The following is a 15,772-nucleotide window of genomic DNA, read 5'->3' on the forward strand; positions in this document are numbered from 1 at the left end:
CAGGAGGATTCCGATGTATAAAAACAGCTTTCTTGTATGGGAACATATTAAAAATCATGCTACTATCTATCTATTTATGATTATTTTATTTTTAACAGGAATTATTTTTGGAGCAGTAATTGTCAACAGTATGGGTTTCATACAGAAACAGGATCTGTTTTTTTATCTGGAACGTTTTTTTGGACAAATAACGGAAGGTGTATCTATCGATAAAATTGATATCCTCTGGCAAAGTTTCACGTACCATGCCAAGTATCTTTTACTACTGTGTATATTAGGATTATCAGTAATAGGATTACCACTTGTATGGGTGCTAATTTTCGTAAAAGGATTGGTTATTGGCTTTTCAGTAGGCTTTATTGTGAACCAACTTGGATTACAAGGACTTTTATTAGCTTCATTATCAATCGCGCCCCAGAACATATTGGTAATACCAATTTATATTACAGCTGGTTCCATTTCAATGATATTCTCATTAACTTTGATAAATAAATTATTTTCTCGCAAAAATCATCAATTATTACTGCAGCCACTAGCAAAGTATAGTATTATCTTCGTAATATTGCTGGTCGTTTCGTTTGCCGCAGCTCTAGTTGAGGCCTATGTATCCAATCAAGCAATGCAAGAATTAATTAAATCGCTTTACCTATAATCAATGTTATATTATAATTATTATTATTAAAAGGTGAGAATATACTTTGACATAGAAATCAAAGGTGCATATAATAAAGATGGGAAATGAGGAGGCGAACTGCCGTGGAACATCGAATAGAACAAATAAAAAAGCAGCTGCATGCACAGAGCTACAAGCTGACTCCACAAAGAGAGGCAACGGTTCGTGTCTTATTGGAGCGAGAAGAGGACCATCTTAGTGCAGAAGATGTATATCTGCTAGTAAAGGAAAAATCTCCGGAAATTGGTCTGGCAACAGTGTACCGGACATTGGAGCTACTCTCTGAATTGAAAATTGTTGATAAAATTAATTTTGGAGATGGTGTGTCACGCTACGATTTACGAAAAGAGGGCGCGAAGCACTCCCATCACCATCTTGTATGTATTGAATGTGGATCCGTTGAAGAAATTGAAAATGATTTACTAGAAGATGTTGAAAAAATTGTATTAAATGATTGGGGATTCCAAGTAAAAGATCATCGGTTAACCTTTCATGGAATATGCAAGCAATGTCAAGAAGCAGCAGTTAAAGCAACATAAGTAGAGACCTTTTTCCAAATGGAGAAAGGTTTTTATTTTTTGCAGTATGAACTTAGCATGAGTTCAGTTTATACCTACATAAATATAAACTGTGGATTAGTGTATTTAAATGGATTGTGCGTCTCCCCGCTCCGGAAATATAATTCGCGCATCCAAAGGGGAGCTGGTGAGCCTCCTTGTGCTGTCGCACTGCGTAGTCTCACCATTAATAAAAACGATATCGATGCGCTACCAGTCCGGGTGAGCGCAGGGCGGTGACTCCAGTGGGAATAGCACGTGTCTGAAGACTCACCGGAAGTGGGTTTCTTCCGGAGAGGCTGAAGCCGTGCCCACGGAAAGCATCCGCCCGAAGCGATCCCGGACGGCGATTATTGCACATACTTGAAGAAAACAGCCGGGAAGTTAGTTTGGAGTTTCTTTCAACTCCTGATTTATTAAATACTTTCTCATATTTTGGTTTGAAGTTGGGTTGGACTTTATTTTTGTTATAATTTACAAATTGCTTGAAAAAGGTTACATTTGAATAGTATATTGTGATTCTAACCTAGCATATCTTTAAATAAACAACTATTTTAGGGAGTAGTGCTAGGTGAATAGAATGATACGAGATACGATAAAAGTGTTTGTGATTTTTACAATGTGTACCGTCATATTTTATGTATGCTTACAAATTATGCATCGGGAGTATGAAGAAATTCATCGTTATGATCCTCCCGAAGGCCCAGCTGTTAAGGTGTTTCATTCACAAACGAAGCTATTGGAACGATTTCAATTATTTTTTAAAGCAGGGGAGTAGTATGTATGTTGAAATACGCATTGGAGGATTTTATTCACTTTCTGCAAATCGAGCGCGGTTTATCAGAAAACACACTTGGCTCCTACGGACGTGATCTTAAACATTATATCGAACATATCGAAAAGGAAGCAAAGAAACAATCATGGGATCAGGTAACTAGAAATGATATCATAAGCTTCTTATATGTGCTTAAAGATAGTGGGAAGTCGACAGCAACCATTACAAGACATGTTTCATCTATTCGCAGCTTTCATCAATTTCTAATTCGCGAACAGATTGTGACGCATGATCCTAGTTTACATATTGAAACACCGAAAAAAGAAAGAAAGCTTCCTGATATTCTGTCTCAGGCAGATGTGGAAAAATTACTCGATATTCAAACGAACTCTTCACTTTCCATACGTAATAAAGCAATGCTCGAGTTGCTTTATGCAACAGGACTTCGTGTATCAGAACTAATTTCATTGAAGGTTGGTGATTTACATTTAACAATGGGATTCGTTCAATGTTTTGGAAAGGGCTCAAAGGAAAGAATTGTTCCATTAGGAGATGCAGCAAGAAATGCTTTAGAGCAATATTTAGATCTTGCAAGAGGGAAGCTTGTTAATAACAAATCTGAATCAGCATTGTTTGTTAATCAGCATGGCAGAGCCTTATCGCGACAAGGATTTTGGAAGATCCTAAAGGGGTTAGCAAGAGATGTAGGCATAAATAAAACGTTAACACCACATACGCTAAGACATTCCTTTGCAACTCATTTATTAGAAAATGGCGCCGACCTACGTGCGGTTCAGGAAATGCTAGGACATGCTGATATTTCGACAACCCAAATTTATACGCATGTCACGAAAGCGCGATTAAAAGACATGTATAAGGCATACCATCCAAGAGCTTGAACTTGATTTAACAGTGGTCTGACATCCTACATCATAAAAATGAAACATATATTCATAGTGATGCGGGAATATAGTAACAGGAGGTTTGATAGAGATGAATCAATTTAAACGTGTATTTTTAGTTGTTTTAGATTCAGTAGGAATTGGCGAGGCACCAGATGCAGCACAATTTAATGATGTTGGTGCTGATACGCTAGGGCATATTGCAGAACATATGAGTGGATTGAATATGCCTCATATGGGTGAATTAGGATTAAGTAATATTAAGGAAATAAAAGGAATTGGCAAGGCTATTCATCCAAAAGCACACTATACAAAAATGCAGGAAGCTTCAAATGGTAAAGATACCATGACTGGCCATTGGGAAATTATGGGCCTTCATATAAGCAACCCATTTCGAACGTTCCCGGACGGATTTCCAGATGAGTTATTAAATGAATTGGAAGAAAAATCCGGAAGAAAAATTATTGGGAATAAGCCCGCATCAGGTACTGAAATATTGGATGAGCTTGGTGAAGAGCATATGAAAACTGGTGCGCTGATTGTTTATACGTCTGCAGATTCAGTACTGCAAATCGCTGCACATGAAGAAATTGTACCGATTGAAGAGCAGTATCGTATTTGTGAAATTGCTCGCGCGCTAACATTGGACGAAAAATATATGGTTGGCCGTATTATTGCACGACCGTTTATTGGTAAACCTGGTGCATTTGAACGAACATCAAACCGCCATGATTATGCATTGAAGCCATTTGGCAGGACTGTAATGAATGAACTGAAAGATAATAAACTGGACGTGATTGCTCTAGGGAAGATTTCCGACATTTATGATGGAGAAGGAGTAACCGAAGCAGTTCGAACAAAGGATAATGATGATGGCATGACAAAGCTAGTAGCGTCAATGGATCAGGATTTTACCGGTATTAGCTTTTTGAATTTAGTTGATTTTGATGCAAAATATGGACACCGAAGAGATCCAGAGGGTTATGGAAAAGCATTGGAAGAATTTGATGCAAGATTGCCTGAGGTTTTAGAAAAATTGCAGAAGGATGACTTGTTAATTATTACTGCAGATCACGGGAATGACCCGACACATCATGGTACAGACCACACGAGAGAATATGTACCGTTGCTCGTACATCATAAAGCGATTTCAGAAGGAAGAGCATTGCCAATTAAAGAAACTTTCGCAGATATCGGTGCTACAATCGCAGATAATTTTAACATACCGATGCCTAATCACGGAAAAAGCTTTTTAAATGAAATTAAATAGAGGGGAATCAGCAAAATGAATCATATAGCAATTAAAGAAGCGAGCAATTATGTGAAAAGTAAACTAAAAGAGACACCAGAAATTGGCTTAATTCTTGGTTCTGGTCTAGGAGTTCTTGGTGAAGAAATTGAAAATCCGATAACCATTGCTTATAAGGACATTCCACACTTTCCAGAATCAACAGTATCTGGACATAAGGGGCAACTTGTAATTGGAACGTTAGAAGGTAAGCAGGTTATCGCGATGCAAGGACGTTTTCATTACTATGAAGGCTATTCCATGAACCAAGTAACATTTCCAGTACGCGTCATGAAGGATTTAGGAATCGAGTCCATTATCGTAACGAATGCCGCTGGGGGAATAAATGAGGAATTCAACCCCGGAGACCTCATGCTCATTACAGATCACATTAATAATATGGGTGATAATCCTTTAATCGGAAAAAACGATGAAGACTTAGGTGTTCGTTTTCCTGATATGTCCCAAAGTTATGATCGAGAATTCATAAAGCATGCAGAAAGCTGTGCAGCTTCACTTGGTATTTTCGTTCAAAAAGGAGTGTATGTCGGCAACACTGGACCAGCATATGAAACGCCTGCAGAGGTTAGAATGCTGAGAACGCTTGGTGGAGATGCTGTAGGAATGTCTACCGTACCAGAAGTTGTGGTAAGCAGACACGCTGGCATTCGAGTGCTTGGTATTTCTTGTATTTCAAATATGGCTGCAGGTATATTAGATCAGCCGTTAACACACGATGAAGTAATAGAAACAACTGAAAAAGTAAAAACAAATTTCCTGCAATTTGTTAAGAAAATTGTAAGTACATTGCCAGCGTAAATATGTACGAACTAAAATAATAAAAAAGGTGATTATAAATGAGAATGTATGACATCATTGAGAAAAAGCGAAACGGTGGGGAATTAACCAAGGAAGAGATAACATTTTTTATTGATGGCTATACAAACGGTGAAATTCCAGATTATCAAATTAGTGCTTTATTAATGGCAATTTATTTTCAGGACATGACAGAAGTGGAACGTGCAAGCTTAACGATGGCTATGGTTGAATCGGGCGATCAAATTGATTTATCGGCGATTGAAGGGATCAAAGTAGATAAGCATTCTACTGGTGGAGTTGGTGATACAACAACTTTAATACTTGCACCTTTAGTTGCATCACTTGGTGTACCTTTAGCTAAAATGAGCGGAAGAGGCCTTGGGCATACAGGGGGAACGATTGATAAATTAGAGGCTGTTCCAGGATTTCATGTAGAAATAACAAATGAGGCGTTCATCGACTTAGTGAATAAAAATAAAGTTGCGGTAATTGGTCAGTCTGGAAATTTAACCCCGGCTGACAAAAAATTATATAGTTTAAGAGATGTCACAGCAACCGTAAATTCAATTCCACTAATTGCCAGTTCAATTATGAGTAAAAAAATCGCTTCTGGTGCTGATGGCATTGTTCTAGACGTTAAAACCGGTGCTGGAGCTTTTATGAAAGATCTTGAGGATGCTAAAGAGCTCGCACATGCAATGGTTTCTATCGGGAATAAGGTATCAAGAAATACAATGGCTGTTATATCTGATATGAGCCAGCCGCTAGGGTATGCAATAGGGAATGCGCTTGAAGTAAAAGAAGCAATTGATACACTTCAAGGAAAAGGTCCTGAGGATCTAACCGAATTATGTCTTACATTAGGAAGCCAAATGGTTGTACTTGCTAAAAAGGCGAAAAATATTGATGAAGCACGACAGCTATTACAGGAAGCTTTAACAAATGGAAAAGCGTTCGATAAATTCAAACAATTTTTAGAGTCACAAGGCGGAAATGCAGAAGTAGCTGATAATCCGGAGTTACTGCCACAGGCGAAATTTAAAATCGATCTACCAGCTAAATCTGCTGGTAAGGTAGCAGCAATTATTGCTGATGAACTAGGTACTGCTGCAATGATGCTTGGTGCTGGCAGAGCAACAAAAGAGTCTGAAATTGATTTAAGTGTCGGAATTGTGCTCCATAAGAAGATTGGTGATTCTGTTACAGAAGGAGAATCCTTACTTACGATTCATTCTAATCAGGAAAATGTAGATCAAGTCATTGAAAAGTTGTATGAAAGTATAACGATAACGACTGAGCATATTGAAGCTCCAACATTAATTTATCAGACAATAACGGATTAACAAAAGGAAAAAGCGCACGGTTGTGTGCTTTTTCTTTTTTATTATTTTCGGTGTATGAAAATGCCAATATTCGGCAATCCTTTCATTATAGAGGATGTTCAAAAAGTCTGGACAAAAACGACATTTTGGCGTTATCAAATTGGAAGATAAAAAAGTATGGTTACTAGCCAATTTGCCTTCTCTTTTTTGAACACGCTTTTATATTGATTGCTGGAGGTAAAAGATGATGAATAAGTTTTTAAGACTCATTACAATTATGATGGTAATAGCTTTTGCAGTGCCTGTTTCTGCTTTTGCAGAAGAAAATAACTCGGAGGAAGAGAATAATGGACTAGCTCTTGCTCCAGATGCAAAATCAGCTATTTTATTGGAACAGGATACCGGCGAAATACTTTTCGATAAAAATGCTCATGAAAAGTTACCGCCAGCAAGTATGACTAAAATAATGACGTTACTGCTCATTATGGAAGCGTTGGATAAAGGGAACTTACAAAAAGATGAAATGATACGTGTAAGTGAACGAGCTGCTTCCATGGGAGGGTCGCAAATCTTCTTGGAAGCAGGAGAGGAAATGTCTGTTAATGATCTATTAAAAGGGGTAGCCATCGCATCTGGTAATGACGCTAGTGTTGCTTTAGCAGAGCGCCTTGCTGGAAGTGAAGAAGCATTTGTGAAAAAAATGAATGAACGCGCAAAGGAATTAAAGCTTGAGAACACGCATTTCCAAAATTCCACGGGCTTACCTGCAGATAATCACTACAGCACATCCTATGATATGGCGATGATTGCAAATGAACTATTAAAGTATGAAGCCATAACAGATTATACTTCGGTCTATGAAGATTATTTAAGAAAAGGACAGGACAATGAGTTCTGGTTAGTAAATACAAATAAGCTTGTTCGGTTCTATCCTGATGTAGATGGATTAAAAACAGGGTATACAAGCGAGGCGAAATATTGTTTAACTGCTACAGCTAAGCGAGACGATATGCGCGTTATTGCTGTTGTAATGGGTGCAGAATCTCCTAAGGAAAGAAATACGATGGTATCCGGTTTACTTGATTATGCATTCAATCAGTTTGAGACAAATAAGCTTTTTGATAGGGACGAAAAGATTACCGATATCCATCTCTTGAAATCAAAGCAAAAGAATGTTGATATTGTAACAAAACAATCGATTAGTACCCTTCATAAGAAAGGCGAAGAGGAAAAGGATATCCAGACAGAGGTGAAGCTTCAAGACACCTGGAATTTACCAGTTAAAAGAGGAGATGAAGTTGGTAAATTATATGTGAAGGATGGGGAGCAGGTACTATATGAAATACCTTTAACAGTTGAAGAAGATATTGAGAAAACAACCTATTTTTCACTATTAAAGCGCACGGTGCAAGAAATGGTGAAATCACGCTAATTTAATCTAATTTAAGTGAATAGACACTTCTTTTGTCAAGTAGCAGGAATTAGACCTCCCAATAAAGAAATAGATTCAATACAGTTCTTATAAGGAGGAATAAATATGGGGCTTCATTCAATATTTGATGTGAAGGGTGACGTCTTAATAGTAAGACTATCAGGTGAATTGGATCATCATGAAGCAGAATTGTTACGTGATAAGTGGAAAGATATGTTGTATGTAAATCCAGTTAAGCATATCATACTCAACCTTGAAGAAGTAACGTTTATGGATAGTTCCGGACTTGGTGTTGTACTCGGCCGATATAAAGAGGTTATTCAATTAGGTGGTGAAATGGTAGTATGTTCCATTTCACCACCTGTAAAGCGCTTATTTGAAATGTCAGGCCTGTTTAAAATTGTCAGACTTGAGGAGAATGAAGAATTTGCATTAGCAACACTGGGGGTGGCTTCATGAAAAACGAAATGAATTTGGAATTCTCAAGTGTGAGTGAGAATGAAGCTTTTGCTAGAGTGACTGTCGCGGCTTTTATAGCACAGCTGGATCCGACAATGGATGAACTGACAGAAATTAAGACTGTCGTTTCAGAAGCGGTAACGAATGCGATTATCCACGGCTATAATGGGGAAGCACATCATAAAGTTTATATTACATGTACATTGAATGATGAGGAAATTGAATTAACAATTAAGGATAATGGAATTGGAATTCCAAATGTAACAGAGGCATTAGAGCCGCTGTATACATCAAAACCAGAAATGGAAAGATCAGGAATGGGATTTACAATCATGGAAAACTTTATGGATTCTGTTGAGGTCATTTCGAACCCTAACGAGGGAACTGCAGTATATATGACAAAGCAGCTATCAAAGACCAAAACAGTCTATAACTGAGGGGGCTGCCATGAATGTAAATGTTAAAAACACCCGCCAAAAGGAACAGCTGTCAGATGAGAAAGTGAAAGAATATATATTAAAAAGTCAACAAGGCGATAAAGAGGCAAGAGACCTTCTTGTAGAAAGAAATATTCGCCTTGTGTGGTCGGTTGTTCAACGATTTATTAATAGGGGCTATGATCCAGATGATTTGTTCCAGATTGGCAGCATTGGGCTGATTAAGGCGATTGATAAATTTGATTTGTCTTATGATGTACGGTTTTCAACGTATGCAGTTCCAATGATTATCGGTGAAATTCAACGGTTTATTAGAGATGATGGAAGTGTGAAGGTAAGTCGCTCACTGAAGGAGACAGGAAATAAAATTCGTCGAAAAAAAGACGAGCTAACAAAACAATTGGGAAGGTCACCGACAGTGAAAGAAATTGCTGATGCATTAGAGATCTCATCGGAAGAGGTTGTCCATGCGCAGGAAGCTGCGAAATCACCTCATTCCATTCATGAAACCGTTTTTGAAAATGATGGCGATCCGATAACGCTTTTGGATCAAATTGCCGACCAGGATACAAAATGGTTCGATAAACTTACATTACAGGAAGCAATCCAGAATCTAACTGAACGTGAACGGTTGATTGTCTACTTACGCTATTACAAAGACCAGACACAAACAGAAGTAGCAGAAAGGCTCGGAATTTCCCAAGTTCAAGTCTCAAGGCTGGAAAAAAAGATTCTGGAGGATATGAAGAAAAATATGGATTCTTCCTAATAGATCTTTCTTTAAAACATCACATCTGTGGTGTTTTTTTGTTCGATTTAATATGACTTCTAATTAATGCGCATTGAGAGATTGTGCGACTAACCGCTCCGGAAACACACTACGCTCTTCGCGGGTGACCCGACGCTCTTCGTACTCCGTTCTACAGTGTCTCACTCTGGCCGCGTATCCCGAAGAAGTCTACGTGTGTTTCCTCCGCTAGAATTGGCTCATTAGCTATTTCTAACATAATTTACCGAAACAAATTTTTTGCTCAAACCAGTTCGGGTGAGCGTATGGCGGTGACTCCTCAAAAATACAAAACAATTTTCTTCGTGCGATGTAAAAGCTTGTCCTGCTGGAACAGCACGTGTCTGATGGCTCGTAGGCTGGAGGGGTTAAAGCCGTTCCCTTAGGTGCCCGGACGGCGATTATTGCACATACTTGAAGAAAACAGCCGAGAAGTTAGTTCGCCAGTTTCTTTCAAAAGAAAATTTAATAAAAATCATGATATGAAAGCGAAAAGTCATTTTGAAAAAGGTTTTACCACATTTGTATGATAAATTTATCACAACTGACAAATACTAAACGAAACAGTAATAGCTTAAATGGAAAGGAAGTTATTCCATTGGCAGAGATTATCTATCTTCGAATGAAAAAAACAGTGGAATTAAATACGCTTAAACAGCTTCTGCTGAAGGATATTGCACATATATCTGCTGCAAATATCCGGAAGTATAAGCTGGAAAACACGCCTGTATACAGACTTACCAAAAAGGATAAGAACATTGTTATTATCGACAGCTTCCTAATCATAGATCATTTAATAAACGAATATGAAGGGTTAGAAATCCAAATCTCTGGGCCGGAACAAACCATTGTACGAATAAACACGCAAAAAAAACCCTTAAACATATTGGTTGCATCATTTGTATGGATTTTGCTATTCATTGGTACAGCGATGACAATTATGAACTTCCACAATGATGTTAGTATGCAGGAGGTACAACAGCATCTTCATTTCCTGCTAACTGGCGAAGAAAATGAATTCCCATTATGGATCCAGATTCCGTACTCTTTTGGTTTAGGAATTGGAACATTGTTATTTTTTAATCATTGGTTTAATCGAAGGTTTAATGAAGAGCCTAGCCCGCTTGAAGTAGAGATATATAAATATCAACAAGACCTTAATAGTTACTTAAATCATCATGAAAACAAGTTAAATGATACAGAACTTAATCGTTAACTTCTTGCAAATGCTCATTGGTTTTAGTGGGGGTCTTGCTGTGGGGGCTGGGTTTGTCGCGTTTATAACGGTACTTGGTATTATCCCAAGGCTTATTCAATTAAGTAAAACAGAAAAACTAATAAAAGTATACAGTGCAAGTGTCATATTGGGGCTTTTGATGGGAACTTATTTTTCATTTGCGGAAGTAAATTTGCAGCAGCCGATTGTAGTACTACTGCTTTGGGGATTGTTTCACGGGATTTTCAATGGAATGCTTGCGGCAGCTTTAACGGAGGTATTGAATGTTTTTCCAATATTATCCCGCAGAGTGCGATTGGACCATTATTTATTAGTTCTTTTAATGGCAATTGTATTTGGAAAGATATTCGGATCCCTATTCCAGTGGACCTATTTTGTTAAATAAGAGGTGAATAAATTTGGGAAATAAAACTTCTATGAAAAAAATATCACCAAAAATTGAAGAAAATAAAGCCTATATGGAAGATAGACTAGGAATGGGCTATTCCTTCGATGTAGGGTATAGAGAATTAATTATACTGAAGCGGAAAATCAATATTTACTACGTTACTGGATTATGTGAAACATCTACTATACAAGAAATAATGGAGCAACTCATCGATATTAATGATGTTGAAACAAATTACAAAATGGTCGCCGAAATTATCGAAAACCGTATTGTGCATCAACAGGTTACTCTTGTAAAAACGATGGATGAAGCTGCAGATCAGATTCTTTCGGGTTTGATTGCCATTTTTATCGATGGAGAACAATTTGCATTTATAGTTGATGTCAGGAACTACCCGGGTAGAAGCCCAGAGGAACCTGACACGGAGAAGGTGATTCGAGGCTCAAGAGATGGTTTTACTGAAAACATAATTGAGAATACTGCCCTCACACGAAGAAGATTGCGTGACGAAAGAATTCGTAATGAAATGTTAAAAGTTGGAGAACGTTCGAAGACAGATGTTTGTATTACTTATTTACAAGATATTGCGGATGATGATTTGATTACCTTAGTGAAAGAGAAAATGGACGCAATCGATATCGATGGAATAACAATGGCGGAAAAAACAATCGAAGAGTTTATTATCGGGCAAAATTGGAATGTCTTTCCGCTTGTCCGCTATACGGAAAGGCCTGATGTAGCTGCAAGTCATTTGCTTGAAGGACACATTATAATCTTCGTTGATACGTCTCCCAGTGCCATTATCCTGCCCACTACTTTTTTCCATCATTTACAACATGCGGAAGAGTATAGGCAGGCACCTTCAATTGGTACGTTCATACGTTTTATTCGGTTTTTAGCTGTGTTCGCTTCCATGTATCTACTGCCAGTCTGGCTCTTATTTGCGCTAGATCCAAGCCTGCTGCCAAAGGAATTATCATTTATCGGTCCGAATGAACAAGGAAACATACCAGTAATGATACAAATTATACTTGCATACATTGGGATAGAATTTCTCCGAATGGCAGCAATTCATACACCGACACCATTATCAACTGCCATGGGATTAATTGCTGCAGTATTAATTGGTCAAATCGCTATTGACGTTGGTTTATTCAGTCCAGAAGTGATTCTTTACGTGTCTGTTAGTGCGATTGGAGCATATGTTACTCCGAGCTATGAGCTAAGTGTTGCCAACAAAATAATGAATTTATTTCTCGTCCTGCTTGTTGGTTTGTTCGAACTGCCAGGATTTGTGATTGGAATCTTAGTGAATGTTCTATTTTTAGCAAATATCAAATCACTTCGAACACCGTATCTATGGCCATTATTGCCATTTAATGCAAAAGCAATGTCTCATATTCTCTTAAGAAAGCCCGTTCCAGATATGTATACTCGACCAAGTATTGTGCATCCGAAGAATAATTATAGACGATCTAATAAAAAGAACTAACAGTGTTTAGTTCTTTTTGTTACTTGCGCTTTTATGTTTCAATATGATAAAGTATTCCTATTATTTCATACATTAAAAGTGGAGGAGTACATATTATGATAATTAATCATCATCCGTTTCAAACGAACGAAAACGGACATCTTGAGATTGGTGGAGTAGACACGATAACACTTGCTGAAAAATATGGTACACCACTTTATGTTTACGATGTTTCCATGATTCGTGAAAATGCAAGAAGCTTTGTCAATACATTTAAGGAACTGAACGTAAAGGCAAAAGTTGCATACGCAAGTAAAGCATTTTCTTCCATTGCAATGCTGCAAGTAGCGAAGCAAGAAGGTTTATGTCTAGATGTTATCTCTGAGGGAGAATTATATACAGCATTACAAGCTGGATACCCAACAGAACGAATCCATATGCATGGAAACAATAAAAGTGCCGAAGAAATTGCAATGGCAATTGAACATGACATCGGTTGTATTGTTATTGATAACTTCCATGATATTAAACTCTTGGATGAGCAGCTAAATGCCCAAAATAAGACAATGGATGTTCTTATGCGTGTTACACCTGGGGTAGAGCTGAAAACGCATGAGTATATTATGACAGGTAATGAGGACTCGAAATTTGGATTTAACCTTCAAAACGGTCAAGCAGTTCAGGCTATAAAACAACTTTATAATCATAAAACCATTCGACTTAAAGGGCTCCATTGTCATATCGGTTCACAAATTTTTGAAACAGAAGGATTTCAGGTAGCTGTAGATATCTTATTTAATGAACTTGCTAAATGGAAAGCAGAATATGATTATGTACCAGAAGTGCTTAATCTAGGAGGCGGTTTTGGAATTCGTTATACCAAGGCTGACCAACCGTTAGGGCATCACGAGTATGTAGAAGCAACGGTACAAGCTGTCCAAAAGAATTCGGAAGAGTTAGATATCCCGATGCCCGAAATTTGGATTGAACCAGGTAGATCCATTGTTGGTAATGCTGGAATAACGCTTTATACCATTGGCGCGATGAAAGATATTCCTGGAGTAAGGGAATACGTTTCCGTAGATGGCGGTATGACAGATAATATCAGACCTGCGCTATATCAAGCGAAATATGAAGCTGTTATTGCCAATAAACCGTTGGAAAAAATAACGAGGGAAGTATCAATCGCGGGTAAAGCCTGTGAATCAGGTGATATGTTAATTTGGGATCTACCAGTTCCAGATGTAGAACCAGGTGATATACTAGCTGTATTTGCTACTGGAGCATATAGTTATTCAATGGCAAGTCATTACAACCGATTCCCGAATGCTGCAGTTGTGTTTATTGAAGATGGAATCGATAAATTAGTCGTAAAACGGGAAACATATGAGGATGTAGTCAAAAATGACTTGTCCTATGAATAAAGAAGCGGCGATTCTTTCCAATCTAAATAATTAATGATAAAATAGTTTTGGATTTTACTAAATCAATGAGGAGATGTTGTTATATGTCTAAAAAAGGATATTTTCTATTAGAAAATGGAAATAAAATTGAATTTGAACTTTACCCAAACGAAGCACCAAATACGGTTGCTAACTTTGAGAAACTTGCAAATGAAAATTTCTATGATGGTTTAACGTTTCACCGTGTCATTCCAGGATTTGTAAGTCAAGGCGGATGCCCTATTGGGAATGGTACTGGGTCAGCAGGGTATACTATTAAATGTGAAACAGAAGGAAATCCACATACACATGTAGAAGGTTCTCTATCAATGGCACATGCAGGCAAAGATACAGGAAGCAGTCAATTTTTTATTGTTCATGAGCCACAACCGCATTTGAATGGCGTACATACTGTGTTCGGACAAGTAACATCTGGAATCGAGCATGCCAAATCCATGCAAAATGGCGATGTGATGAAAGAAGTTCGAGTAATCAGCGAATAAATACATTATTATCTAGGCAACTTCCATGAGTCTTTATTTATTTGTGTGCCTTGTTTTGATCATTGCACCAATTTGTACTTTCATTCATGAGCTTGGTCATGCATGCGGTGCAAAGTTGGTAAAAGCAGATCGTATTAAAATAAATTTAGGAATAGGTAAAAGACAATGGACAAGCGCAATGAATAACCTTGAGCTGACATGGCGTTCTGTTTACTTCATAGGTGGAGTAACCAAAACCGAGAGGGAAAGACCTTATAATAATTCAGAAATTATTTGGATTACATTTTTTGGCCCTATGTTTAATGGAGTGGCTGCGACGTTTATCTATATTATACTGGAAGTAAATACAAATGGTCTTTTACAGTTATTCTTTTGGTTTAATGTATGGATGGCTGTTGTGAATCTAATTCCTTTTAAATTCAAAGGGAAGCAAACAGATGGATTTACAATCTTTAGATTGATCAGCAGAAAATAATCTATTATACAATCGTATGATTTATGTGAAAATTGTCAATGCTTGAAACTGGAAACCTTTTTCCAGTATGTATATTTGACAAACACATTTAATAGTGCCATAAATATAATATAAGTATGTTTATAAAACAGTTTTCCATGTTCACAGATCATTTCTTAAAGATCAAAAGGTTTTATTAATGAGGGGTAAATATGTTAATTCGTTATAAAAAAAATCATGAAAAGATTGCAATGGGTCTATTGTCTTTTATGCCTGAAGAAAAGAAAGACGTTAAGAAATTGCAACAGACCATTAAAGAGTATGAATCCAATGATGACTGGCATCTTCATTTATGGAAAGAGGAAGATGATGTATTAGGTGCGATTGGAATTAGGATTGAAAATGGTATAGACGCAATCGTGCAGCATGTTTCAGTCAATCCTTCTCACCGAAATGCTGGAATCGGTCAAAAGATGGTCAATGAAGTCATTCGTATCTATCAGAACAAATATGCTGTTAGTACGACGGATGAAATACAGGATTTTTATAATAAATGTACACTAGCAGAAGACAGCGCAGATGCTTCTGATAGCTAAGCACAAAAGCGGAAGTGCCCAGTTAGGGACGTATGGACTGCGCCTCGAACATTCCTACGTAGGAGATTTATTCCAAAGTATAAGATGAACGATAACTTTCATCTTTTGGGAGAAAAGTCAAGTTCATCTAAAAGGAAACATGCCTCAGTAAGGGGGATGCTGACGTTAGGCTTGAGCCTGATTTAGTCGGCCATCCATTACCTGGAGTCGGAGCCTGATTTGACCACAAG

The 15,772-nt window shown here is 37.6% G+C and carries 18 protein-coding genes; all 18 read left to right on the top strand.

Going from position 1 to position 15,772, the window contains the following annotated elements; translation table 11 throughout:
• The first annotated feature begins 13 nt into the window (after positions 1 to 13).
• The 18 genes from spoIIM to NYE61_RS01715 all read left to right on the top strand — a co-directional run bounded on the left by spoIIM (position 14) and on the right by NYE61_RS01715 (position 15,542).
• Positions 14 to 652 carry a stage II sporulation protein M gene (gene spoIIM, locus NYE61_RS01630; protein WP_303449709.1) on the top strand — a complete coding sequence of 213 codons (639 nt, stop codon included), beginning with the start codon at positions 14 to 16 and terminating at the stop codon, positions 650 to 652.
• A 104-nt stretch (positions 653 to 756) separates the two neighbouring features.
• Positions 757 to 1,212: a Fur family transcriptional regulator gene (locus NYE61_RS01635; protein ID WP_095308886.1), complete on the top strand. Its 456-nt coding sequence runs from the start codon at positions 757 to 759 to the stop codon at positions 1,210 to 1,212.
• 598 nt (positions 1,213 to 1,810) lie between these two features.
• Positions 1,811 to 2,008: a DUF4227 family protein gene (locus tag NYE61_RS01640; RefSeq protein ID WP_339317456.1), complete on the top strand. Its 198-nt coding sequence runs from the start codon at positions 1,811 to 1,813 to the stop codon at positions 2,006 to 2,008.
• Positions 2,009 to 2,013: 5 nt separating this feature from the next.
• Complete coding sequence (xerD, locus tag NYE61_RS01645; protein ID WP_095308890.1) at positions 2,014 to 2,904, top strand: site-specific tyrosine recombinase XerD; 891 nt, start codon at positions 2,014 to 2,016, stop codon at positions 2,902 to 2,904.
• A gap of 94 nt (positions 2,905 to 2,998) precedes the next feature.
• Positions 2,999 to 4,177, top strand: a complete 1,179-nt coding sequence (deoB, locus tag NYE61_RS01650; protein ID WP_095308891.1) for a phosphopentomutase — start codon at positions 2,999 to 3,001, stop codon at positions 4,175 to 4,177.
• Between the two features lie 15 nt (positions 4,178 to 4,192).
• Complete coding sequence (locus tag NYE61_RS01655) at positions 4,193 to 5,014, top strand: purine-nucleoside phosphorylase (RefSeq protein ID WP_095308892.1); 822 nt, start codon at positions 4,193 to 4,195, stop codon at positions 5,012 to 5,014.
• 38 nt (positions 5,015 to 5,052) lie between these two features.
• Positions 5,053 to 6,357 carry a pyrimidine-nucleoside phosphorylase gene (locus tag NYE61_RS01660; RefSeq protein WP_095308894.1) on the top strand — a complete coding sequence of 435 codons (1,305 nt, stop codon included), beginning with the start codon at positions 5,053 to 5,055 and terminating at the stop codon, positions 6,355 to 6,357.
• 226 nt (positions 6,358 to 6,583) lie between these two features.
• Positions 6,584 to 7,768 (top strand): D-alanyl-D-alanine carboxypeptidase family protein, encoded by a 1,185-nt coding sequence (locus NYE61_RS01665; RefSeq protein WP_095308909.1) that lies wholly within the window; start codon positions 6,584 to 6,586, stop codon positions 7,766 to 7,768.
• Between the two features lie 105 nt (positions 7,769 to 7,873).
• Positions 7,874 to 8,227 carry an anti-sigma F factor antagonist gene (spoIIAA, locus tag NYE61_RS01670; RefSeq protein ID WP_095308895.1) on the top strand — a complete coding sequence of 118 codons (354 nt, stop codon included), beginning with the start codon at positions 7,874 to 7,876 and terminating at the stop codon, positions 8,225 to 8,227.
• Positions 8,224 to 8,664: an anti-sigma F factor gene (gene spoIIAB / locus NYE61_RS01675; protein WP_095308896.1), complete on the top strand. Its 441-nt coding sequence runs from the start codon at positions 8,224 to 8,226 to the stop codon at positions 8,662 to 8,664. The genes spoIIAA and spoIIAB overlap by 4 nt, the downstream gene beginning before the upstream one ends.
• Before the next feature lie 10 nt (positions 8,665 to 8,674).
• Positions 8,675 to 9,433: an RNA polymerase sporulation sigma factor SigF gene (gene sigF, locus NYE61_RS01680; protein WP_095308897.1), complete on the top strand. Its 759-nt coding sequence runs from the start codon at positions 8,675 to 8,677 to the stop codon at positions 9,431 to 9,433.
• A gap of 544 nt (positions 9,434 to 9,977) precedes the next feature.
• Complete coding sequence (locus NYE61_RS01685; RefSeq protein WP_339316686.1) at positions 9,978 to 10,667, top strand: stage V sporulation protein AA; 690 nt, start codon at positions 9,978 to 9,980, stop codon at positions 10,665 to 10,667.
• On the top strand, positions 10,645 to 11,073 hold the full coding sequence (locus NYE61_RS01690; protein ID WP_095308900.1) for a stage V sporulation protein AB: 429 nt from the start codon (positions 10,645 to 10,647) through the stop codon (positions 11,071 to 11,073). Before NYE61_RS01685 ends, NYE61_RS01690 begins: the two co-directional genes overlap by 23 nt.
• Before the next feature lie 31 nt (positions 11,074 to 11,104).
• Positions 11,105 to 12,568 carry a spore germination protein gene (locus tag NYE61_RS01695; protein WP_339316688.1) on the top strand — a complete coding sequence of 488 codons (1,464 nt, stop codon included), beginning with the start codon at positions 11,105 to 11,107 and terminating at the stop codon, positions 12,566 to 12,568.
• Positions 12,569 to 12,663: 95 nt separating this feature from the next.
• Positions 12,664 to 13,971, top strand: coding sequence for a diaminopimelate decarboxylase (gene lysA / locus NYE61_RS01700; protein ID WP_303449697.1), 1,308 nt, complete (start codon positions 12,664 to 12,666; stop codon positions 13,969 to 13,971).
• Positions 13,972 to 14,054: 83 nt separating this feature from the next.
• The gene (locus NYE61_RS01705) at positions 14,055 to 14,492 is read left to right on the top strand and encodes a peptidylprolyl isomerase (protein ID WP_095308902.1); all 438 of its coding nucleotides are present in this window, start codon (positions 14,055 to 14,057) and stop codon (positions 14,490 to 14,492) included.
• Between the two features lie 25 nt (positions 14,493 to 14,517).
• Positions 14,518 to 14,967, top strand: coding sequence for a site-2 protease family protein (locus NYE61_RS01710; protein WP_303449695.1), 450 nt, complete (start codon positions 14,518 to 14,520; stop codon positions 14,965 to 14,967).
• 191 nt (positions 14,968 to 15,158) lie between these two features.
• Positions 15,159 to 15,542, top strand: coding sequence for a GNAT family N-acetyltransferase (locus tag NYE61_RS01715; RefSeq protein WP_095308905.1), 384 nt, complete (start codon positions 15,159 to 15,161; stop codon positions 15,540 to 15,542).
• The last annotated feature ends 230 nt before the right edge of the window (positions 15,543 to 15,772 follow it).

The sequence above is a fragment of the Oceanobacillus sp. FSL W7-1304 genome (assembly GCF_037969805.1).
Lineage (GTDB): Bacteria > Bacillota > Bacilli > Bacillales > Amphibacillaceae > Oceanobacillus > Oceanobacillus profundus.